Source organism: Methylocella sp., from assembly GCA_037200525.1.
In the GTDB taxonomy this organism is placed as follows: domain Bacteria; phylum Pseudomonadota; class Alphaproteobacteria; order Rhizobiales; family Beijerinckiaceae; genus Methylocapsa.
This window is the reverse complement of sequence record JBBCGG010000001.1, coordinates 2,388,962-2,410,524: the sequence shown is the minus strand read 5'-3', so window position 1 is coordinate 2,410,524 and position 21,563 is coordinate 2,388,962. Positions and strand designations below refer to the sequence as shown.

Below are 21,563 nucleotides of genomic sequence, written 5' to 3'. Positions count from 1 at the left end.
GGGTCAGGACTCCGCGCGCGCTCGGTGGAAGACATCCAGATGCGCAGCATCCGGCGCCACGCCGAACTCACGTTCGAACGCGAGCTTGAACAAGTCTTCCGGGTCTCGTTCCGCCAACCTAATCCACGGATCGGCAACGACCAATTCATTCAGCGTGTCAGGCGTCGCGGTGACACGGGCTTCGACGATGCGAACGGGAAAGCTCTCGGCAATGCGGTCGATCTCCTCCCGAAATCCGGGCTGAAGCCCCTCGCGGGCAAGCCGGACCTGGACGAATGGCCGCTCGCTAAGCGGCAAATCTGGTTGGAGATCTAGCGCCGTCAGGTGATCGCCAAAGTCGGCCAGACGCATATCACCTGCCTCTGGGAGGCGAAGAAAGGCGACGGGACGCCCAATCGGAATGTGTTCAGATACGATCTTGACCCCGTCGAGGCTCACGAGGGTCACCCCATGCAGGTACGGCTGCTCCGTGGCAGACAACGGAATAAGTGAACCCGAATATCGGACGGTATCTCGTCCGACGGCCTGAGCTTTATGGAGGTGACCGAGCGCGACATAGCTCGCCTCCGGCGGGAATACATCATGCGGCACTGCATGCTGACCGCCGACCAAGATTCGACGCTCGGCGCCCTCAGACTCGATGCCTCCCGCAACGTGGAGATGTCCAGTGGCGACAAAGGGCAAACCATCCATTTGCGGTCGCAACGCTTCAAGTAGCTCCGCGTACAGGGTCCGCACGCCTGCGACAACGGGCGAACCCGCCTCGTCATCCAGCCGCGTAAGGTTGGGAAGGCACGCCGCCGTTGGGTAGGAGACGGCCAGGACATGAGCTGCCAAGGCGCCGCTCGCGTCGAAGATCGGCACGAGGTGGCGCGACGCCTCGATCCGTCCGTCGTGCCTCCGCACATTTCCAACGACTCGGATGTTAAATGCTTCCAATAAAGGACGGGGCGCCTCCAGCCGCCCGGCGGCGTCGTGGTTGCCTGAAACAATCACGGTTGTCATCCGTGGCCGAGCGCGGCTCAGCCGCACAAGCGTGTCGTAGAAGAGTTGCTGCGCCTCCCCAGAGGGGTTCTGGCTGTCGAACACGTCGCCAGCGATGATGAGCGCATCGACGTTGCGCTCAACAATGATCTCTTCAAGTCGCCGGAAAACTTTGCGGTGCTCATGTTCGCGCGAGAACCCCCGCAGCGTTTGACCGATATGCCAGTCAGCCGTGTGAAGGATACGTATCACGGAAGCCTACTCCTCCGTCCCCTGCGCCGGCGAGTTGCCCGACCATTCCTCGGCGATTGTGTGCCAATCGACTGCGCGCTCTTCGGCCAACGTCCAGACCTTCCAGAAATCCGGATCGGCCGACTGTGGGCGCTGGGAATCCGGTAGTTCATCCACCTCCACCAAAACCGGGATCGGGGCCGCCCAACCCAACAGAACCGCGTGCCGAGACGGTAGACTAGGCAGCTCCCGCAGCAGCCCTCCGACGTTGTCGGGAACCAAACGCCCGACGAGGTTCTGGTCGGCATCGTTGACGATCCGGTGCAGGAGAAATGTGTTGCACTGGGCAAGCACCGTGGGAGAAAGCTCCGAAGGTCGCTGCGACGAAAGCACCAGACCCAAGCCGAACTTCCGCCCTTCTCGTGCAATTCGCTCAAATGCTTCGCGACAGAGGCGAGATGGTGATGCGAAATTCGCATCATCGTCGCCACCGCGACGCACGAACGTATGGGCTTCCTCGAGAATCAATGCTGTCGGTAGGGCTTTGCCTTGGCTGTTTTGCTTACGGTATCTTTGAGATGCTTCAAATATGATGCGCGCCAATACCGCGATAATAATGTGCGTGATGTCCGACGGCACGAGCGACAAATCCACAATTGCCACCTGCCCGTTTGTTGCGCCCGTATCTCCCAAGAGGCCAGCAAGCCAATTCTCGAAGCTCGGCTGATTATCGGGCGCAATCACCGTTGACAGCCGTTGGTCGGCAAGCATTGATCGGATGCGTAGAGTCAATGTCGCAATAAAGTTGGCGACATTGGGGTTGGATGACGTCTCCGCAGAGAGCGCGTCAATGTGATCCGCGATCTGTCCGACATCGAATGGTGTCGGGGCGTCCTCACTGACATGCTCTTCTGGAGCAACAGCCGGTAGATACTGCTCTACAGCATCGAACAATGGCAGAAAGGAGTTAAATTCCGCTACATTTGGCGCATTATAATTGAAGTCGTTTCGGCGAGCGTTCCACATCTTGTGCAGGTCAACAAAATCTTTCGCCGCTGTCGATAGCGAATCGACATGCACGATTGCTGCATCGGTCCCCAGCATTCGCCCATGAAAATCCCGCATCACCAAGTCAAGATTGCTGAAATTCTGGCAGCAGTTCAATAGGCCAACGAAGTCAGTATACGATGCCCCAGACCCGTCGGCGATGTACGCGAGCGTACGGGAACGAAATAGGCGGACCTGCCGGACAACTGCAACATGGAGCGGCTCGCGAAGTGCCCGACCGGCGCGCAGATTTCGTAGTGCCTGCATGAGCAGCGGCCTTTGCGCTCCTGGCTGCGCCTGGGTGACAGCGCCCCATTCGTGGCTGTTCCACATCCAGGCTGGCAGCACGAATGGGTTGTGTTCATCGCCAGGCTTAAACACGCGAACCCGATCAGGCATATCGACGAATGCACGTGCGTATTCCCCGTTGGGGTCCAGCACGATGAAACGCATATTAGGAATCTTCGTCGGGTCGTTGATCGCCTTGCTGGCTGCTTCCATCGACCAACGAATGAGTCCGGCCACTGTGCAGGATTTACCGCTCCCGGTGTTGCCCAAGACAGCGAGATGCCGCCCGAATAGCTTATCGGGATCCACCATGATTGCGGCGCTCGCCGCCATTGGCGATGACCCGATCCGAACTCGTTTGTCGTCGTCCTTTGCTCCTACGATGGCTTCAATCTGCCCCGACGTCGGAATCAGAACCTGGTCCCCCACCGACGGAAATGCGACCACACCGCGGGAGAGTTCGAATTTGGTCGCCCCTGACACACGGTCGCGCCGCGAAGTCAGCGTTCCGACCGGCGATAGCGACATTTTCCGTAGCGGAAACGGAAGGTCGATCAGGCCGAAGTCCTTGAGCCCAGAACGCTTCGGATAAGGAGAGCGTTCGATTCCGATCCAAGTGATGTAGGCAACGGTCGCGCCGGCTTCATTTGGAATGAGCACGTATCCATTGAGGCGCGGAAACCCAGCGGGTACGCCGGTGTTCAGCGCTGTCGAGTGCGGAGCGTCCAGTTCCAGAAGCACCCTGATTTCGTCAGGCGCGACCGACTCGACGACACCCACAACAAGGTCCGACAATCTTTCGATTGGACTCGTCATGTTCGCCTCATGCCGGATCGGTTGAGGGCGGCAATGGCAGCGCCGCGGGAGGCTCACCAGGCCTTGGATCGACAGGACGGTGCTTCAGCAATTCGGTCATCCGACCAGATATGTAGTCGAGCGCAGGCTTCGGCAGGTAGTTATCGACCAACGTTTGAAGGTCTGCGAAATGTGGACCAATCAATAGCGAAACCTGCGCTTCCCTGGTCTTTTCGATGAACGCCTTAAGTCTATCATCAGCGGCATAAGCCATGACCACCAAATGCGTGGACGGAATTGTCAGCATATCGAGGAGCACTCGATTGACGTGATCGTCGCCAAAGCCGTAGCCGTAGGTGACGACAACGGCGTTGGGTCGGCAGGCGGCGGCAGCGAAATCGCGAAAGAGTTCCGCATAGGGATATTGCGTTGTTTCCACATCCTTCGCTGGATTGGGATAGATCATCACCGTATCCACAGGCTTCTTGGGAATGTCGGTGTGGTCCGCCGGGGCTCCGAATGGAATGCCCTTCCGGTATATCCGCCGTTCGGCCTTGTCGAAGAACCAATCCAACGAGCCGTGCAGCTTGGTCAGGCGGATCACACCCTCCATGAATCGAGGCTCTCCTCGAATGCCCGGTGGATTGTAGTGAATGTCGACTTCCACGCGTGATGCGCGAAAGACTGGATTCAGGGCGCCAACAAATCTGTCGATGATCCGAAGACCCGCAAAATCGCTGCCATGCTCGATCAGGCGGTCGTAGTTTGTCGTGAAGACATGCAAGCGTTCGCGAGACGCAGCGCGGCTCGCGAAACTCAGTAGGAATGATTGAAGAATTCCTTGAGCTGCTTCCTTCGAAGCCGGGTCCTTCCCAACGACAATCCCACTTTCCGTCGTCAATAGTGACGTCAGAAAGCTGGACATCTGTGTGTCTATGGCGTCCTTGAGGGTCACTTCTCCACCCTTGTCGATAACCCCCAATCCATCAAGCAAAGCAAGCGCGCTTCGAAACTGATCCTCGATGTTTGCCGCACCTCTTTTCATGGCCGTCGCTCCGGCCTGGGCATGAGTATCAATGGCGGCGTCGTATGTCGTTCCGAATGTAACTTTGGCCATTCCCGTGGACGGCGCACCGGCGATATAGCCGACCGCAGTGGTAAACCCGCTGCCAAGCAGCAGATTGAGATGCTCCGCTTGGAAAACTGCGGAGAGCCATGGCTCGATGTGCTTTCGAGCACTATTTATCAGGGCGTCCAACTCGTCTGAATCCACGGGAAGGTCATCCCATCCACCTGAATGGTTACCCATGCGGTAGAAGTGCTTCTTCTTATCCATGGCTCTCCCCCACGACAACGATCAAGGCCCTACAACCAATTGACGCTTGGCCACTCGGGACATTGAGTTGAGCTCGTCGTTATTCGTCATCAACTGCTGCTCCCCGCGACCACGGTCCGCCCGGCGGCCAAACAGGTTCCCCACGCGGAGCGCCGACGACTAGAGGCATCAGAAAGCCGCGGAGATCGGCGATGATCGTGGCGAAAATATCCGGCGCGGCGGCCATCCGCTCGCGGCCGAGGAAGGCGCGCCATTGAGCAGCCCACGCCGCCGCAAATTCGTCGGTCAGTCCGACCGGTGTATCGAGTGGCGCCGCCGTGCCGCGCCGCTCAAACGTGCGCTGCACGGCTTCGATCAAACCGCGCTGGCGAAATTCGAATGTCTGCGCAATCAGCCATAGATCGTAGAAATCCTTGAGCCGACTGTTCGCGATACCGAGCGTGGTCAGGGCTTCGAACTTTTCCGCGACCACGGTCTCCACGGGATAGGCCCGAAGGTGCGGCGCGGGGTTGCCCAGCAACGTCGGATAATCGATCTCGACCGGCGCCGGCGTTACCGCATCGCCGAAGCCGACATCAACCTGGATCGGCACGCGCGCTCCGGCGATCGTCGCCGTCGTGCGCACCCGCACGCCGCCATATTCCACTTCCTCACGGATCGGCGCAGCCTGCAAACCGGCGTGATCAAAGACCACGCCATCATCGGCGACTGGCTGGGCGCAGATGGAGCGGAAGGTATCGGCGATGGCCCCCACGTCATTGTCACCATGACCGAGCAGATCAAGATCGCGAGTTGGCCGGAACGGGTCGGCGACCCAGGTCACGAAGAGCATCGCCCCTTTCAGAATGAAGCGCTCGCGATGCACCGAAACACTCAGCCGGTAGAGCAGACGTTCCAGTGCATAGCGTGTCAGCAGGATCTGAAAGTCCGACCTCTCGGCGCGCGCCCGATCCAGCAGCCGCGCCCGCACCGAAGCACCAATGTTGCGGGGTTCACGCGGCATCGGACACCATCGCTTCGACATAAGGACGCATCACCGACCAGACCCTCGCCTTGCGTGCATAGCGCCAGAGTTCGTCAGGCGTGCATCGCCGACGGCGAAGGCCCTCCCGCAGCCCTTCCATCGCCACGTCGAGGCCGACTTTAGCGCGATAGCGGAAGCAGTCGACGATTGTCCTCGCCGGGTCTGTAATGGGGACCTCGACCCCCTCGATACGATGGCGCACGACGCCGTCCGTCAGAGAATTCCCGGTGAAGCGCACGAACCGGATGCGCGGATAGTCAATCTTTGGTCGCCACGCGGTTCGCTCGATCGCCATCCACACAGCGGCGGGCATCTGGAGCGTCAGCTCGTGATACTGAAGCGCCGAAGTCAGGCAGACGATGCCCTTGGGAACCAGGGCCGCGGCTTCGGCAAGCGTATGGGCGGCCTCGACCTGCGCATCGGGGAGCTGATAGAGTCCCCGCGCCGGGCGAGCGACCGCGTCCTCCCGGACAAGACGCGCCAGCGTCTCCGGTCCGATACCTTCGGCTACGAAATCCTTAAGCCGGAGCATTCCCCGGGCTTTCAGGAGATCGAGAGCGCGGGTCCGTTGGGCGCTTGTTGACGGCATCGACGGGTGACAACTCCTCTGCACTCCTAAACTATAGCAGAGGTTTTATCACAAGTTACCTGGGAGGGGAAAGTCTTCCCCTGCGGACGAGCCGGTCGGCGTCTCGTCCGACCCCTTCTGCGGGGAGCCCCCCGCAACGCCCCCGAGAGTGAGAGACAGGCCGGGTCGGCCGTGACGGGTTGGAGGTCGCGAGAGAGGCTCGCGGCGCCCGTCGCGGAGATCCGCGATGTCCAGATACACCGCTCGCACCCGTTCCGGCCAGGACCGGACGAGCCTCTATGCCGAAATCACTGACAAGATCATCGCCGAACTGGAAGCCGGCCGTGTGCCCTGGGTCCAGCCCTGGGGGACGGCGGCGGCGAAGGCGCCGCTGGCCATGCCGAAGAACGCCACCACACAGCGCCGCTACTCCGGCGTGAATGTGCTTATTCTCTGGGGCGCGGTCATTGAGCGAGGGTTCGTCGGCCAGAGCTGGCTCACCTTCCGCCAAGCCTTGAGCCTCGGCGGCAACGTCCGCAAGGGCGAGCACGGCACGACCGTCGTCTATGCCGATCGCTTCACGCCGGAGGACGAACGCCGGCGGGCCGAACGCGACGGCGACGAGCCTGGCGCCATCCCGTTCCTCAAGCGGTTCACCGTGTTCAACACGGATCAATGTGAGAACCTTCCTGACGGGCTGGTCACCGCACCGCCGCCCGTGCCCGAGGGCCTGATCCTGCCCCAGGCTGAGGCCTTGATCGACGCAACCGGCGCCGATTTCCGCGTCGGCGGCGACCGCGCTTTCTACAGCCCGGCCAACGACTACATCCAAGTGCCGCGGCCAGACGCCTATTTTGAGCCGATCAACTGGCACCGGACGGCTCTGCACGAGCTCGGTCACTGGGTCGGACATCCTTCGCGGCTGGCCCGCGATCTGTCGGGCACCTTCGGCTCCGCCCTTTATGCCAAGGAAGAGCTTGTCGCCGAGATGACCAGCGCCTTCGTGTGCGCTTCGCTCGGCATCGTGCCGACCGTGCGCCACGCCGATTATCTCGGCTCCTGGTTGGAAATCCTGCGGGAGGATGACCGCGCCATCGTCCGCGCCGCCAGCGCCGCGTCGAAGGCAGCCGACTATCTACTGGCGTTCCGGCCCGACCATATCGAGGCCAACGTGATGACGGACGAGCGGGACGCGGCGTGATGTTTCCGTCTGGGTCTCCGGGAAGCCGCCTTTCCGTTTCCACGGCTTTCCGGGTTTGCGGCCTCAAAGAGAGCGAGAGGAAGGCCGGGTTTTTCGTGACGGGTTGGAGGTCGAGAGAGAGTCTTTCGGCCGCCCGTCGCGGAGAATCCGACATGGCTAGCGCCGTTCAGAAGATCATCCTCAGCGCCTCGCGCGACATCCCCTTCAATAAGCTGGTGCTCAGCCAGGCGAACGTCCGGCGCGTGAAGGCCGGCGTCTCGATCGAGGAACTGGCCGAGGACATCGCCCAACGTACGCTCCTGCAGAGCCTCAGCGTCCGGCCAGTCCTCGACGCCGAAGGCCAGGAGACCGGCATTTTCGAAATCCCGGCCGGTGGCCGGCGCTTCCGGGCGCTCGAACTGCTGGTCAAGCAGAAGCGCCTGGCGAAGACCGCGCCAGTCCCCTGCGTGGTGCGCGAGGGCGGCATCGCAGAGGAGGATTCGCTGGCCGAGAACGTCCAGCGCGTCGCGCTCCATCCGCTCGATCAGTTCCGCGCCTTCCAGGCGCTGCGCGACAAGGACCTTGGCGACGAAGAGATCGCCGCCCGGTTCTTCGTGACGCCGACCGTGGTGAAGCAGCGCCTGCGCCTGGCCGCCGTCTCCGACAAGCTCCTCGACATCTATGCCGAGGACGGCATGACGCTGGAGCAGTTGATGGCGTTCACCGTCACCAACGACCGCGCTCGCCAGGAACAGGTCTGGGACGCCGTATCGCGCGCCTACAACAAGGAGCCCTATCTGATCCGCCGCCAGCTCACCGAGGGCGCGGTCCGGGCGTCGGACCGGCGCGCGCGGTTCGTCGGGATGGATCTCTACGAAGCCGCCGGCGGCGTGATCATGCGCGACCTCTTCCAGCATGACGATGGCGGCTGGCTGCAGGATCCGGCGTTGCTCGATCGGCTGGTGACCGAGAAGCTCCAGGCCGAGGCCGAGACGCTGCGGGCCGAGGGGTGGAGTTGGATCGCGATCGCCACCGATTTCCCCTATGGCCACGCCGCCGGTCTGCGCCGCCTCACCGGCGAGACGGTCGATTTCACCGAAGACGAGAACGCCAGCTTCGCCGCGCTGAAGACCGAACACGACGCGCTTGAGGAGCAATACTCTCAAGCCGACGAGTTGCCCGACGAGGTCGATCAGCGCCTCGGCGAGATCGAGACCGCCATCGCGACGTTCGAGAACCGGCCCGTCCGCTACGATCCGGCCGAGATCGCTCGCGCCGGCATCTTCGTCAGCATCGACAACGAGGGGGCGCTGCACATCGAACGCGGCTTCGTCCGCCCCGAGGACGAAGCGCCGGTCGAGCCGATCCAGGGCGGCGATGGCGATGCGCCGGAAACCGCCGCCACCGCCAACGGCGCCATCCAACGGGCCGTCATTACCATCGGCGGCGCGCCGACGGGTTCCGAGATCGACACGCCGGAGGAGGACGAAACCATCCGCCCGCTTTCGGATCGGCTGGTGACCGAGCTGACCGCCCATCGCACCTTGGCGCTGCGGGATGCGCTGGCGAACGATCCGCACATCGCCTTCCAGGCGGTGCTGCACGCCCTCTGCCTCAACGCCTTCTACCGCTATGCCTCGAACACCTGCCTGGAGATCACGGCGAAGCACTCCGGCTTCAGCGCGCAGGCGCCGGGGTTGGCGGAGACGGCTTCGGCCAAGGCGATCGATGCACGGCACGAGCAGTGGGCCAAGCAGTTGCCCGAAGCGCCGGCGGCTCTGTGGGACACGCTGACGGCGTTCGACAGCGACAGCCAGTCGGCGCTGTTGGCCCACTGCGTCTCGCTCACCGTCAACGTCGTCAAAGAGCCGTGGAACCGGCGTCCGGACGCTTTCGCGCATGGCGACCAGCTCGCCCGGACCGTCAATCTCGACCTGGCCGCCGCCGGCTGGGCGCCGACCGTCGATAACTATCTCGGCCGGGTTCCGAAGGCGCGCATCCTCGAAGCCGTGCGCGAGGCCAAAGGCGAGCAGTCGGCGCAGCTCATCGACCACCTCAAGAAGACCGACATGGCCAAGGAGGCCGAACGGCTGCTTGCCGGCACCCGCTGGCTGCCGGAGCCGCTGCGTCTCGCCGAAGTCGTGCCCCTCACCGACGAGTCGACTGGCGAGTCCGACGCCCTGCCCGACTTCCTCGCGGGTGACGAGGACGAAGCGCCCGCCGACGCCGACGAAGAGCCGCCGCACATGGTCGCGGCCGAATGACTGTCGACCTGCGGGGTGGCTTCGGCCGCCCCGCATCCGTTTCTCCGTCCCATTCCGCCTGAAAGCCCCGCCGTCGCGCCGGGTTTTCTTGTTTTTGGAGCCACGCCATGACCGAGCACTCCCCCGTCACCCCAGTAGCCGCCCCTACGCTCGCCAATTGGGATGTCCAGCGCGGCGAGCATGATCGCCTCGATGCCGAACTGCGTTCCGCGAACAAGGCCGTCGTCTTCGATGCACTCATCGCAGCCGGCCTCACCATCATCACCGTCCGTTTCGACGGCTATGGCGACAGCGGGCAGATCGAGGACATTGAAGCCAAGGCCGGTGACGAGGTCGTCGCCCTGCCGCCCGGCAATGTCGAGATCGCGGCCGCCGCCTGGGGCCACGCCGAGCCCGAACGGACGGTGATGTCCATCCGCGATGCAATCGAGCGACTGGCCTACGATTTTCTCGAGGAAACCCACGACGGCTGGGAAAACAGCGACGGCGCCTATGGCGACTTCATCTTCGACGTCGCCGAACGGACCATCACGCTCGATTACAATGAGCGGCACATGGAGTCCGACTATTCCCAGCATGTATTCTGAGGAGGCGACGATGGGACATTGCTATCATCACGCGCTTTCCTCGGTGAAGAAATGGGGCGGCGCCACCGAGGACTATCTGCCGCTGCATCAATGGTTCGACGAGTCGAAAGTCATCACCGCTGATTTTCGGCACCGCGCGCTGCGCCATCATGCCGAAGGCATCTTCATGCTGGAGCGCTTCTTCGGCCCGACGATCATGATCTCGACCGGCCGCGTGGTGCCGGTCCGGCTGATCGGCGAGCAGCATGTGCGCGAGGACCTCGGCTTCATCCCGAGCTTCGCGGATTGGGTGCGCTGCATCCGCCCCGAGCCCTGGATGGGCCGGGCCCAGCCGATCCATCGCGACGTCGATCCCTTCGCCGCCGCCGGCTGATCATCCTTCTCACTGTCAACCCAGCGAAGAGCCCGGCCATCGCGCCGGGCTTTCGCATTTCTGGAGACCCGACATAGCCGACTACTTCTCACCCACCGTCATTCAGCAACCGATCCCGATCGCCGACATGACGCCGCTCGAACGTCTCGTGCTCAGCCTCATCTTCGATGCCGAGCCGGATGGCGAGGCGGTGTACTTCCGCACCTCTCTCGGTCCGAGCGACGCTATTGGGCTTTCGATCGACGAACTTCGTGCGGCGTTCGATGCATCCGCGGGAATCGACAGCACGGCGACCACGTACATCGCCGAGCGCGTGGCGGTCGCATCCACCGACGACACGGAGATCGAGATCGATTTCAGCGGCACGTCCTGGGAGTTCATCTTCCAGGACATCGTCCGGCGCTCATCCACGCTCCGCTACGTCACCACGGTTACGTCTTTCACCTGCTCGAAGATGCGGCCCGACGGCTTCGGCGGCATGGCGGTCCTGATCACGGCGGACGCGATTGTCGGCAAATCCACCAATGACATTCTGGAGGACTTCCTCGCGGAGAAGGAGGGAGATGCCGCTGATGACGGCGTGCATGTTCTGCTCCGCATGCGGGAAGACGCCGTCAGGCAACAGATCAACCAAGCAATCGAGGCCGATCCCACGCTCACCCGTCTTGCGGCCGACGCGGTCAATGATGCCGACATCCACGCCGCCTGTCTCGCCGTCGTCGAGTGCAGCGACCTGTCAGAGGAGCAAGGCGCCGCCGAGTTTCGCGCCGCGCTCGCGGCGATCCGCGACGCCGAACAACGGCTCGCTCCGGTCGGCTGATCAATCAGGATCTTCCAATCCCACCCGGCGTCGCGCCCCCCCCGCGCCGTCCTCATCCCCCATCGAAAGGAGGCGGCCATGGGCTGGCTCTACATGACATCCCTCAAGGGCCATTCCGGCCCGCGCCAATATCTCGACGCCCAATTCACCTTCGAGCGTCCTGACGCGAAATCGAAAGTGCTGCGCTCGGCGCTGGTCGGCATGCGCGTCTACTACGCCGCCGTGGAACAGGTCCGCATCGCCACCGGTGTGCGCGAGGTCTGGGCCGCCATCTGCCTCGTTCGATATAATCCGCGCGACCGCGAGGGCTACATCTTCGGCTACAAGGACATGGAAGAATCGATGGGGCCGTATGAGTGCGATTGCCCCGCTCCGATCCTCGATCTCCTGACGGCGACCGACGCTCAACATGCGCTGCAATGGCGCGCTCGCTGCCGCGAAAACGCTGCCGCCCGTCGCGCCAAGTCCGCCCGGCCGAGCCCGCGCGTGGGCCAGGTGATTGTCTTCGACGAACCGCTCTCCTTCGCCGATGGCCGAAGCTTCCAGCGGCTGGAGGTCATCGCCAACCCGCGCAGCCATCGCACCGTGTTCTTTCGTGCGCCCGGCTCGAGTAGCCTCTACCGGATTCCCAACATCAAGAGCCGGTCCTACCGGCTCGTCGATCCCCCAAGGTGAGCAGGCGTTTTCTTCCGGGCGGCATCAAAGGGTCCGGCGCTCAGCGCCGGACCCTTTTCTTCTTGAGCGTCCAGAGAGGGAGAGGATTGCCGGGACGGGTTTGAGCCGTTGGGATCGAGAGAGAGCGCCCCTCGGCTCGACCCGTTCCGGCTCTCTCGAGGTTCCCTTCATGACGACGAATCCCGCTTCCGCGGCCGCTTTTGCCGCCGCGCCGCTCCCGGTCGCGCCGCCCGCTCCGAGGACCGTCGACGCGCTGGCTCATGCCGCGCGGATCATCCTTCCCCATCTCGAACGCGGCCAGCGTGTCGATGCACCGACGCTCCGGGGATCAATGGTCTCCGCCTTCGGCGGTTCCGACGCCGATGGCGCCTGGGACTGGAAGACCGCCTACGATGCCTGCGAAGCGGCGACGATCCTGTTCTTGCGCAAGTTCGGCCCCGCCATGCTCGCGCGGGCAGCCTCTTCCGCCGCCATGCTGCCGATGCTGGCCAAGATCGCGGGCCTTCTTCCCACCCACACGCGCCGCTCCGAGGAAAGCCAGGCGCTTCAGCAGTTCTCGACGCCGATCGCTCTCGGCCTGGCGGCCAGCGCCGCCGCCGCGATCACGCCCGTCGATCTCGTGCTGGAGCCTTCGGCCGGCACCGGCCTGCTCGCCATCCTCGCCGAACTCGCGGGCGGGTCGCTCGTTCTCAATGAGCTGGCCGAGACTCGCGCTGGGCTGCTGGGTCATCTGTTCCCCGGTATCGCCGTCACCCGCTTTGACGCCGCGCACATCCATGATCACCTCGACGCCGGCGTCGTTCCGAGCGTGGTGCTCATGAACCCGCCGTTCTCCGCGCTCGCGAATGTCGATCGCCGCATGGCCGACGCCGCCCTGCGCCATGTCGGCTCGGCGCTCGCGCGTCTTGCCGAGGGTGGCCGACTCGTCGCGATCACCGGCGCGAACTGCGCGCCCGACAATCCGATGTGGACCGATGCCTTCATCCGGCTGCAGGAGCGCGGGCGCATCGTGTTCTCGGCCGCCATCGATGGTTCGGTCTATGCCAAGCATGGCACGACCATCGACACGCGCCTGACCGTGATCGACCGTCTGCCCGCGCCCGATCCCACGGCGTTTCCGGCTTTGCACAGTTGCGCCCCCGATGCCGCAACCTTGCTTGGCTGGATCGCGAATTCCGTTCCGCCAAGGCTCCCGCTCGCCACGCCGATCGTCACGCGGGCCACGGTTCGTCCCGCCGCCGCACGACCGCCGCGCGTTGCGCCACGCCCTGCCTCCGTCCCGGCCGCGACGCCCGAGCCGGAGGCGGTTGAGCTGACTTATGAGACCATCGACTGGACGCCGGTCGAGGGCGGTCACATCACCGAGGCGCTCTATGAAGGATACGGATTGCAGTCGATCCGTATTCCCGGCTCTCTGGCTCACCCCACCAAGCTGGTGCAATCGGCGGCGATGGCGTCGGTGGCGCCGCCCAAGCCAAGCTATCGGCCGCACCTGCCCGCCAATGTCGTCGCGGACGGCATGTTGTCCGACGCCCAGCTCGAAAGCGTGATCAATGCCGGGGAGGCCCATTGCGGTCATCTCGCCGGATCGTGGACGGTGGACGAGACCTTCGATATCGTCTCGGCCGCGCCCGACGACGCTGAAAACGCCGTGCGGTTCCGCCGCGGCTGGTTTCTCGGCGACGGCACCGGCGCCGGCAAAGGGCGCCAGGTCGCCGGCATCCTGCTCGACAACTGGCTGAAGGGCCGCCGCCGCGCGGTCTGGGTATCGAAATCCGACAAGCTGATCGAGGACGCCCAGCGCGATTGGTCGGCGCTTGGGCAAGAGCGGCTTCTGGTGACGCCCCTGTCGCGCTTCCGTCAGGGGACGCCGATCCGCTTGGAGCAAGGCGTCCTATTCACCACCTACGCCACGCTACGCACCGACGCGCGCGACGAGAAGGTTTCGCGGGTCCGGCAGATCGTCGAATGGTTGGGCTCCGATTTCGACGGGGTGATCATTTTCGACGAGAGCCATGCCATGCAGAACGCAGCAGGCGGCAAGGGAGAACGCGGCGACCAAGCGGCATCGCAGCAGGGCCGTGCGGGGCTCCGGCTTCAGCACGCGCTGCCGAACGCACGCGTCGTCTATGTCTCGGCGACCGGCGCCACCACCGTCCACAATCTCGCCTACGCCCAGCGGCTCGGCCTTTGGGGCGGCGAGGATTTCCCCTTCGCCACGCGGGCCGAGTTCGTCGAGGCGATCGAGGCCGGCGGCGTCGCGGCGATGGAGGTCCTGGCGCGCGACATGAAGGCGCTCGGCCTCTACGCGGCCCGCTCGCTCTCCTATGAAGGCGTCGAATATGAGCTGGTCGAGCACCGGCTCACCGACGAGCAGATCCGCATCTACGACGCCTATGCGGGCGCGTTCGGCGTCATCCACAACAATCTCGACGCCGCGCTGGAGGCGACCAACGTCACCGGCGAAACGGGCACGCTGAACGCGCAGGCCAAGTCCGCCGCCCGCTCAGCCTTCGAGAGTGCCAAGCAGCGTTTCTTTAACCACCTCATCACGGCGATGAAGACGCCTTCTCTGATCGCCGCCGTCGAGCGCGATCTGACGGCTGGCCATGCCGCGGTGATCCAGATTGTCTCGACCGGCGAGGCGCTGATGGAGCGCCGCCTTGCCGAGATTCCGACCGAGGAATGGGGCGACGTCCAGGTCGACATCACTCCACGCGAGTACGTGCTGGATTATCTGGCGCACAGCTTCCCGACCCAGCTCTACGAGCCCTTCACCGACAGCGAGGGCAATCTCTCCTCGCGGCCCGTCTATCGCGATGGTCAGCCCGTGCAGTGCCGCGAGGCCGTCGCCCGCCGAGACCGGTTGATCGAGAAGCTCGCGTCGCTGCCGCCAGTCCATGGCGCGCTCGACCAGATCGTCCAGCGCTTCGGCACGGAGTTGGTGGCCGAGGTGACGGGGCGCTCGCGCCGGATCATCCGCAGATGCGGATCGGATGGCGTCGATCGCCTCGCTGTCGAGAACCGTGCGGGTTCGGCAAATCTCGCCGAGACGCAAGCCTTCATGGACGACGCCAAGCGCATCCTCGTCTTCTCGGACGCGGGTGGCACTGGACGCTCCTACCATGCCGAACTGTCGGCGAAGAACCGCCGCCTGCGCGTCCACTATCTGCTGGAGGCCGGATGGAAGGCCGACGCCGCCATCCAAGGCCTGGGGCGGACCAACCGCACCAACCAAGCGCAGCCGCCGCTATTTAGGCCGATCGCGACGAACGTGAAGGCCGAGAAGCGCTTCCTCTCGACCATCGCCCGCCGGCTCGACACGCTCGGCGCCATCACCAAGGGCCAGCGCCAGACCGGCGGGCAAGGCCTGTTCAGGCCCGAAGACAATCTGGAGAGCCACTACGCCCGCGACGCGTTGCGCCAGCTCTATGTCCTACTGGTCATGGGCAAGGTCGAGGGGTGCTCGCTGGGCGCGTTCGAGGATGCAACCGGGCTGAAGCTGACCGACAGCAACGGCATCAGGGACGAACTGCCGCCCATCACCACCTTCCTCAATCGGCTGCTGGCGCTGACCATCGACCTGCAGAACATCCTGTTCACGGCGTTCGAGCAGCTCCTGACCGCCCGTATCGAGGGCGCGATCGCATCGGGAATCTACGACGTCGGGCTGGAGACGTTGACGGCGGAGAGCTTCGTCGTCACCGGCCGGCAGACCATCTACACTCACCCCGGCACCTCGGCGGAAACCCGCCTGCTCACCATCACGCAGCGCGAGCGCAACCGGCCGGTCACGCTCGACGAGGCGTTGGGTAGGCTCTCCGATCCCCGCGCTCTGCTGCTGATCAACAGCCAGTCGGGCCGCGCCGCCGTGCAGGTTCCCGCGCCGAGTCTGATGCTCGACGATGGCGAGGTCGAACGCCGCGTGCGACTCATCCGGCCGATGGAGCATCCCGCCATGCCGCTGGCGATGATGCCCCAGACGCATTGGCGGGAAGCCGACCGCGAAATCTTCGCCGGCGCCTGGGCGGCGGAACTCGCCGAGGTGCCGGAGTTCACCGACAGCGCGATCCATATCGTCGCCGGCCTCTTGCTGCCGATCTGGAAGCGTCTGCCGAACGAGTCGACGCGGGTCTATCGGCTCCAGACCGATGCGGGCGAACGCATCGTCGGTCGCAAGGTTTCGTCGGCATGGGTCGCCAGTGCGCTTGAAACCGGCCCGTCGAACCTGTCGGCCGATGACGCCTTCACCGCGCTGATGGATGGCAGGACCATCCTCGATCTTGCCGAAGGGCTTCAGCTTCGCCGCGTCCGCGTCATGGGCGTGGGTCGCATCGAACTGACCGGCTTCACCGACGCCATGCGTGACCGGCTGCGGGCCTACGGCCTGTTCCATGAGATCATCTCGTGGAAGCTCAGGATGTTCGTCCCGACCGACGCCGCCGGCCCGGCGATCCTGGCGAAGGTGCTGGAACGCTATCCGCTCGCGCGCGTCGCCGAGCGGGCGGCGGCGTAACGATGGCGCTCGATGCCGCCGAACTGGCGCAACGTCTCGCGCGCGATGCCGAGGCGGTGTGCCGTCATTATCTCTCCAACGGCCGCCGCGAAGGCCGCTATTGGCTGGTCGGCGACGTGAGGAATACGCCCGGCCGCTCCCTGTTCGTCCGGTTGAAAGGACCGGACTCCGGCAAGGGTTCGGCCGGCAAATGGACCGACGCGGCGACCGGCGATCACGGCGACCTCCTCGATGTCATCCGCGAGAGCTGTGGCCTTGCCGATTTTCGCGACGTCGCCATTGAGGCCCGGCATTTTCTGAGCCTACCGAGATCGGAGCCGGAGCCGGACCATCAACGGCGACCATCGCCCGCACCGGCGGGATCGCCGGAATCAGCACGCCGCCTCTTCGCCATGGCGCAGCCGATTTCTGGCACAGTCGTCGAAACGTATTTGCGCAAACGCGGCATTACGGCTTTGCACGGAACCGGAAGTCTCCGCTTCCACCCACGCTGCTACTACCGACCAGATCGGCATTCCCCGACCGAGACCTGGCCGGCGATGATCGCAGCCGTCACCGATCTCGCCGGCACGATCACCGGGGCGCACCGCACCTGGCTCGACCCATCGGGGCAGGACAAGGCGGCAATCGACACGCCGAGACGCGCGATGGGCAACCTCCTGGGCAACGCCGTCCGTTTCGATGTGGCGCACAATGTCTTGGCGGCCGGTGAAGGCATCGAGACCATGCTGTCGCTGCGATGCGTCATGCCGACCATGCCGATGGTGGCCGCGCTCTCGGCCGCACACCTCGCCGCCATCCTGTTCCCCGCGACACTGCGCCGGCTCTACATCGCCCGCGACGACGATCCGGCCGGGGACGGCGCCATGGCGAGCCTGATCGACCGGGCGAACGAGGTCGGGATCGAGGCGATAGCCCTGTCGCCACAACTGGGTGACTTCAACGAGGATCTCCGCACGCTCGGCATCGATGAGCTACGGGCAGCGTTGCGGGTGCAGATCGCTCCGGAAGACGTCGCTCGTTTCATGGAATTGGCGGCATGAAGCGGCACGGGAAAATGATGTCCGCGGCGCCGCCGGTCTCATGCCGAATTCGGTCGTGATGCTCTCCAGCCTTGTCGGAGAGGACCGCGCCCACGGCCTTCTGAGAGGGCGACCCTTGCGGCAAACGGCCCGGCCCAGCAATGGCGGATGGCCGACTATTTTCCGTCGGCGGGCCCCGTTTAAGGAAGAGGGCCGCCTTTACATCGCGAGGCAAAATAGCCGGCCCCCGCCATCCTCCGCTTTGCTTCGGCCGCTTCCGCTTCGCTGCGCGGTGCAGGTCCGGTCCGCCCGCCGCCTTTCGTCGCCATGAAGGCCGCGATGGGCGCGGTCGATCCGACGAAGGAAAGCACAATGACGACCGAACACGACAACACCGGCTACGAGCCGCCGCACACCTCATCCACGACCGATCACGTCCTCGCCGAACTCCAACTCTACGGCTATCGCCCCTTCCAGGACGAACCCGACCCGAGGCCACTGCCCGAAGCCCAGAACGTCGCCGTCGCCATCGCCGACATCTTCGACGCCCTCGTCGCCACCTTGGTGGACACCCGCCTCGAACCCGACCTCGAAGATCTGCTCTGGTCGACGGTCAATCTCTTCCACCGCACCATCGGCCGGATCGAACGCGAACTCGACGACAACGAGCAGGCGCAGAAGCGCAGCCAGAAGGAACAGGATGGCTCCGAGATCCGCTCGGTCGAACTGGAGCGCCTCACCGCCGAAGGGCAGACGCTGATCGAGCGCAGGAACATCATGGAGTTCTTCCGCGACCAGGCCGCCGACCAGTTCGAGCGTCACACCCATTCGGCCTGGCGGCCGCGCTCAGGATCGAAGGTCAGCCACCGCAACCTGACCTCGGCCGTGATCGACAGCCGCGACTTCCTCGCCGCCAGGCGCCGGGCTGAAAACGAGGTGCTATTGCCCGCCGGCCCCAAGATCGCCTTCACCGGCGGCTTCGACTTCAACGATCATCGCCTGATCTGGGACAAACTCGACCGCGTCCACGCCAAGCACCCCGACATGGTGCTGCTGCACGGCGGTTCGCCCAAGGGCGCCGAACTTATCGCCGCCAAATGGGCCGACCACCGCAAGGTGCCTCAGATCGCCTTCAGGCCCGACTGGACCAAGCACGCCAAGGCAGCGCCGTTCAAACGCAACGATGCGATGCTCGATGTGCTGCCGATCGGGGTAATGGTCTTCCCCGGCACCGGCATTCAGGACAACCTCGCTGACAAGGCAAAGAAGTTCGGCATTCCGGTCTGGAAATTCGGGAGCGGCGGCGCGTGAGCGCCGTTGCTGCCTACCACTGCACTCGACCCGACATGGCCATAGGCTGGCGTGCCGAGCTATCCAGGAACCGGACCTTCGCTATTTCCTTGGTGTCGCGCAGTCGCTCGGGTGGCAGCTCCCCGTCGTGACGACGTCGTCGCTCGAACTCGCGACTTCGTCGGCGCGTTCAAGGCAGCGCTACCAATCAGCGTTCGTCGGTAGCGCCTCCCCGGCGCGAGTCCCGATAGACACGAGGGCGGCCCCTTCCGAGAGGGGCAAGTCGTTCCCTTTCATCGCGCGGAGACGATCTGGTTCGGCAACCTAATGAACTCGTCCTCGGTCCCGTCGTGCGGAAGGAATGTCCGGTGTGCCTCGTCCGACATTGGCGTGATCTCGACGAGCTCGCTGTCGCCGGTGTTGACGAGAGAATGCTTGTCAAGGATGCAGTCGCCCGAAATCAACCACCCACTCGCAGCGGTGTGGTCGTAGTGCGCGAAACACCAACGATTCACGTTGTCATGACACTTCCCGACCTCGCCGACGAAGTCGCCAGCCTCGGCCGCCGTAATCGTGCGCACGACTCGATCCTCCCTGCGCCGAAACCGAAGGGTCACGCTTTCGATCAGCTCGTGCAGACGCGCCTCGAGGCGAACATCGCGGATCTGGTAGCCGTCGTCGTGCTCTTTCGCCACGAATTCCTTGTAGGCCCCGAACAGTCCGGTCGGCAGCTTGATGATGGCCAACGGATTGTGGATCGTCGACAGAATCAAATTTTTCTCGTGCATGTCGCGCTGGTGCGCCTGGATCACTGCGCTCACGCCTGCGAAATCCGGGGTAAGAAAAATAGCTGTTTCAATCTCCTTTCCGCTCGCCTTGCGGACGGCAAAGCGAGGCACATTCTGCGCGGGACCATCGATCTTGCCGTCGGGTGTTAGCGGCACCGCCAAAGGGCCGATAGGAAATACGGCTTCCATCGAGAGTGGGTACTGGCTGATGCCGTTGCCGTCGGGGTCCCAATCCGACAGGCGGCAAATGTTCACCGCGATCACCGCGCAATCGTTGGCCCCGATAACGCCTATCGCTCGATACTGGTCCAGCTTGAGTCGCTTGTCAGCAATCACAGACGTGCACCGCAGAACGCGCTCATCGTTGGGCTTCGTTTTCACGCGGATTTCTCCGCCCAGCACCGGGGACTCGAGATAGTTGGCTGGAATACCATGCGGGCCTGGCACAACCGCCTCGATCCAGATAGTCCGGCCTGCATGCTCAACCCGAAAGTCGGGGCCGTGTTGCCCAGTGCGCTTGGTGACACCTACCGGTTCGTAACCCTGCCCTCGCAGGTGTCGATAGAGCATCGCTTCCCAGATGTACGACGACAATTTGCCTTCGTCGCCAGTTTCGAGTTCGGCCACAAGATGTGGTGGCCCGATATCGGCTTCAACGTACTCGATCAGCAGTTGGCCGAAGTGGCTCAGCGCGATCTTGTTGTTCGGAAACCGGCCATTGAGCACGGCAGCAATTCGCGCATGGAGATGGGGCGAAGTGCTCATGTCGCCTGCATCTCCTCAGCATAGCGAAAATCGGACATCGTGATGGCCTTGCTGCCAGCGCTGGGGTGCCAGGCGCCGACGAGGCCGTCGCGTCGCTCACCCGGTACGGCAAACATCACCAAAACCCAGACATGCGGCAGATCGTAAAACCACGAGATGAAAGTAGATCGTCCATCGGCGTTTAGCGGCAAGGCCCACACGTCGGATCTGCCGGCAGTGACTCGGGTGCTGGCTGAGGGGACACCAAATTTCAGGTGCACGAGCGGGTGCGCCCGATCGTTCATAAGAGCGTCTGCGAAACCGCTTATATCGATTGGCAAGGATCCTTCGATCACCAAGCAGCCGAAAGCCTTTACGAAGAACTGGTGGACGTTCAGCATCTGCTGCCGGGTATCATAGGAGAACATGCGATTGAGCCGCACGACGGCGTCGGGCGCGAGCGCAGGCATAGCGGTGCGAAAATATTCTGACAGAGTTTCCCAGGCGCGATCGTAAGGCTGGGTGCGTGTCGAGTTGCAATTCTGGCAGATCCGACCGGGCGACTTGAGTAGCTTCGCGTCGAGACTCCCAACCCGCTGATTTTTGCGAGTTCGATCGTGAAAGAACAGCGGCTGCTGTTGCGTCGGCCGACCGAAAACAGCCTTGAGATCCGAACGCTTCGTTTTGTGCTCGCCGCTGTCGCCGGGGCCGCCGCAGATCCAGCACGGCGGCTGCGCAACCATGATCGAGCTCGCCCCGGCGACCGGGCTCATGGCAGACTCGCTGAAGGCCGTAAAATCCGCATATGCAAGCAATTCCGAAAAATCAGGAGTTCACCTTGGTAGGTGGTGGGCGAGTGTTTTTTGGTCGTTCATATGCTTTGCCTCAAGCCGGATTCAAGCAATGGCTGCCACGCACCAATTCCATCCGAACGCTGCCCATCTGCTGTCGGCCGAACCCGGCCTTGAGCCGAATGTCCGATCAAGACCCATCCTGACCCGCAAGCGAACCGTCACAAAACCGCCCAATGC

General features: G+C 63.7%; 16 protein-coding genes. 9 read left to right on the top strand and 7 right to left on the bottom strand.

Translation table 11 applies throughout. The features are described from left to right. Positions 1–3: 3 nt before the first annotated feature. The 5 genes from WDN46_11810 to WDN46_11790 form a co-directional block, all read right to left on the bottom strand. Positions 4–1,236 (bottom strand): exonuclease SbcCD subunit D, encoded by a 1,233-nt coding sequence (locus WDN46_11810; protein ID MEJ0094090.1) that lies wholly within the window; start codon positions 1,234–1,236, stop codon positions 4–6. 6 nt (positions 1,237–1,242) lie between these two features. Continuing rightward, positions 1,243–3,366 (bottom strand): ATP-binding protein, encoded by a 2,124-nt coding sequence (locus tag WDN46_11805; protein ID MEJ0094089.1) that lies wholly within the window; start codon positions 3,364–3,366, stop codon positions 1,243–1,245. Between the two features lie 7 nt (positions 3,367–3,373). After that, positions 3,374–4,681, bottom strand: a complete 1,308-nt coding sequence (locus WDN46_11800) for an SIR2 family protein (GenBank protein MEJ0094088.1) — start codon at positions 4,679–4,681, stop codon at positions 3,374–3,376. A 79-nt stretch (positions 4,682–4,760) separates the two neighbouring features. Next, entirely contained in the window at positions 4,761–5,684 is a 924-nt protein-coding gene (locus WDN46_11795) for a nucleotidyl transferase AbiEii/AbiGii toxin family protein (GenBank protein MEJ0094087.1), read from the bottom strand. Next, on the bottom strand, positions 5,674–6,294 hold the full coding sequence (locus tag WDN46_11790; protein MEJ0094086.1) for a type IV toxin-antitoxin system AbiEi family antitoxin domain-containing protein: 621 nt from the start codon (positions 6,292–6,294) through the stop codon (positions 5,674–5,676). Before WDN46_11790 ends, WDN46_11795 begins: the two co-directional genes overlap by 11 nt. Positions 6,295–6,520: 226 nt before the next feature. Between WDN46_11790 and WDN46_11785 the strand changes: the two genes are divergently transcribed. The 9 genes from WDN46_11785 to WDN46_11745 all read left to right on the top strand — a co-directional run bounded on the left by WDN46_11785 (position 6,521) and on the right by WDN46_11745 (position 19,021). After that, positions 6,521–7,474: a zincin-like metallopeptidase domain-containing protein gene (locus tag WDN46_11785; protein ID MEJ0094085.1), complete on the top strand. Its 954-nt coding sequence runs from the start codon at positions 6,521–6,523 to the stop codon at positions 7,472–7,474. 152 nt (positions 7,475–7,626) lie between these two features. Then, complete coding sequence (locus WDN46_11780; protein MEJ0094084.1) at positions 7,627–9,717, top strand: ParB/RepB/Spo0J family partition protein; 2,091 nt, start codon at positions 7,627–7,629, stop codon at positions 9,715–9,717. Between the two features lie 107 nt (positions 9,718–9,824). Next, on the top strand, positions 9,825–10,304 hold the full coding sequence (locus WDN46_11775) for a DUF6878 family protein (protein MEJ0094083.1): 480 nt from the start codon (positions 9,825–9,827) through the stop codon (positions 10,302–10,304). A 10-nt stretch (positions 10,305–10,314) separates the two neighbouring features. After that, positions 10,315–10,677 (top strand): hypothetical protein, encoded by a 363-nt coding sequence (locus tag WDN46_11770; protein ID MEJ0094082.1) that lies wholly within the window; start codon positions 10,315–10,317, stop codon positions 10,675–10,677. Between the two features lie 127 nt (positions 10,678–10,804). After that, the gene (locus WDN46_11765; GenBank protein ID MEJ0094081.1) at positions 10,805–11,497 is read left to right on the top strand and encodes a hypothetical protein; all 693 of its coding nucleotides are present in this window, start codon (positions 10,805–10,807) and stop codon (positions 11,495–11,497) included. Positions 11,498–11,575: 78 nt separating this feature from the next. After that, entirely contained in the window at positions 11,576–12,172 is a 597-nt protein-coding gene (locus WDN46_11760) for a hypothetical protein (protein ID MEJ0094080.1), read from the top strand. A gap of 169 nt (positions 12,173–12,341) precedes the next feature. Next, positions 12,342–16,688 (top strand): strawberry notch family protein, encoded by a 4,347-nt coding sequence (locus tag WDN46_11755; GenBank protein ID MEJ0094079.1) that lies wholly within the window; start codon positions 12,342–12,344, stop codon positions 16,686–16,688. Positions 16,689–16,690: 2 nt separating this feature from the next. Further along, positions 16,691–17,731 (top strand): toprim domain-containing protein, encoded by a 1,041-nt coding sequence (locus tag WDN46_11750; protein ID MEJ0094078.1) that lies wholly within the window; start codon positions 16,691–16,693, stop codon positions 17,729–17,731. 351 nt (positions 17,732–18,082) lie between these two features. After that, positions 18,083–19,021: a DUF2493 domain-containing protein gene (locus WDN46_11745; protein MEJ0094077.1), complete on the top strand. Its 939-nt coding sequence runs from the start codon at positions 18,083–18,085 to the stop codon at positions 19,019–19,021. Positions 19,022–19,293: 272 nt separating this feature from the next. On the opposite strand, the gene WDN46_11740 is transcribed toward WDN46_11745, so the two are convergent. Together WDN46_11740 and WDN46_11735 are read right to left on the bottom strand one after the other, a co-directional pair. Next, positions 19,294–20,553 (bottom strand): hypothetical protein, encoded by a 1,260-nt coding sequence (locus tag WDN46_11740; protein ID MEJ0094076.1) that lies wholly within the window; start codon positions 20,551–20,553, stop codon positions 19,294–19,296. Continuing rightward, positions 20,550–21,305, bottom strand: coding sequence for a hypothetical protein (locus WDN46_11735; GenBank protein ID MEJ0094075.1), 756 nt, complete (start codon positions 21,303–21,305; stop codon positions 20,550–20,552). Before WDN46_11735 ends, WDN46_11740 begins: the two co-directional genes overlap by 4 nt. Between the last annotated feature and the right edge of the window lie 258 nt (positions 21,306–21,563).

Excerpts from the sequence above, each read along its gene's own strand:
- WDN46_11740 (MEJ0094076.1), bottom strand. The coding sequence starts at position 20,553 with ATGAGCACTTCGCCCCATCTCCATGCGCGAATTGCTGCCGTGCTCAAT.
- WDN46_11760 (MEJ0094080.1), top strand. The coding sequence starts at position 11,576 with ATGGGCTGGCTCTACATGACATCCCTCAAGGGCCATTCCGGCCCGCGC.
- WDN46_11750 (MEJ0094078.1), top strand. The coding sequence starts at position 16,691 with ATGGCGCTCGATGCCGCCGAACTGGCGCAACGTCTCGCGCGCGATGCC.
- WDN46_11780 (MEJ0094084.1), top strand. The coding sequence starts at position 7,627 with ATGGCTAGCGCCGTTCAGAAGATCATCCTCAGCGCCTCGCGCGACATC.
- WDN46_11785 (MEJ0094085.1), top strand. The coding sequence starts at position 6,521 with ATGTCCAGATACACCGCTCGCACCCGTTCCGGCCAGGACCGGACGAGC.
- WDN46_11800 (MEJ0094088.1), bottom strand. The coding sequence starts at position 4,681 with ATGGATAAGAAGAAGCACTTCTACCGCATGGGTAACCATTCAGGTGGA.
- WDN46_11790 (MEJ0094086.1), bottom strand. The coding sequence starts at position 6,294 with ATGCCGTCAACAAGCGCCCAACGGACCCGCGCTCTCGATCTCCTGAAA.
- WDN46_11745 (MEJ0094077.1), top strand. The coding sequence starts at position 18,083 with ATGACGACCGAACACGACAACACCGGCTACGAGCCGCCGCACACCTCA.
- WDN46_11765 (MEJ0094081.1), top strand. The coding sequence starts at position 10,805 with ATGACGCCGCTCGAACGTCTCGTGCTCAGCCTCATCTTCGATGCCGAG.
- WDN46_11795 (MEJ0094087.1), bottom strand. The coding sequence starts at position 5,684 with ATGCCGCGTGAACCCCGCAACATTGGTGCTTCGGTGCGGGCGCGGCTG.
- WDN46_11735 (MEJ0094075.1), bottom strand. The coding sequence starts at position 21,305 with ATGAGCCCGGTCGCCGGGGCGAGCTCGATCATGGTTGCGCAGCCGCCG.
- WDN46_11775 (MEJ0094083.1), top strand. The coding sequence starts at position 9,825 with ATGACCGAGCACTCCCCCGTCACCCCAGTAGCCGCCCCTACGCTCGCC.
- WDN46_11805 (MEJ0094089.1), bottom strand. The coding sequence starts at position 3,366 with ATGACGAGTCCAATCGAAAGATTGTCGGACCTTGTTGTGGGTGTCGTC.
- WDN46_11755 (MEJ0094079.1), top strand. The coding sequence starts at position 12,342 with ATGACGACGAATCCCGCTTCCGCGGCCGCTTTTGCCGCCGCGCCGCTC.
- WDN46_11770 (MEJ0094082.1), top strand. The coding sequence starts at position 10,315 with ATGGGACATTGCTATCATCACGCGCTTTCCTCGGTGAAGAAATGGGGC.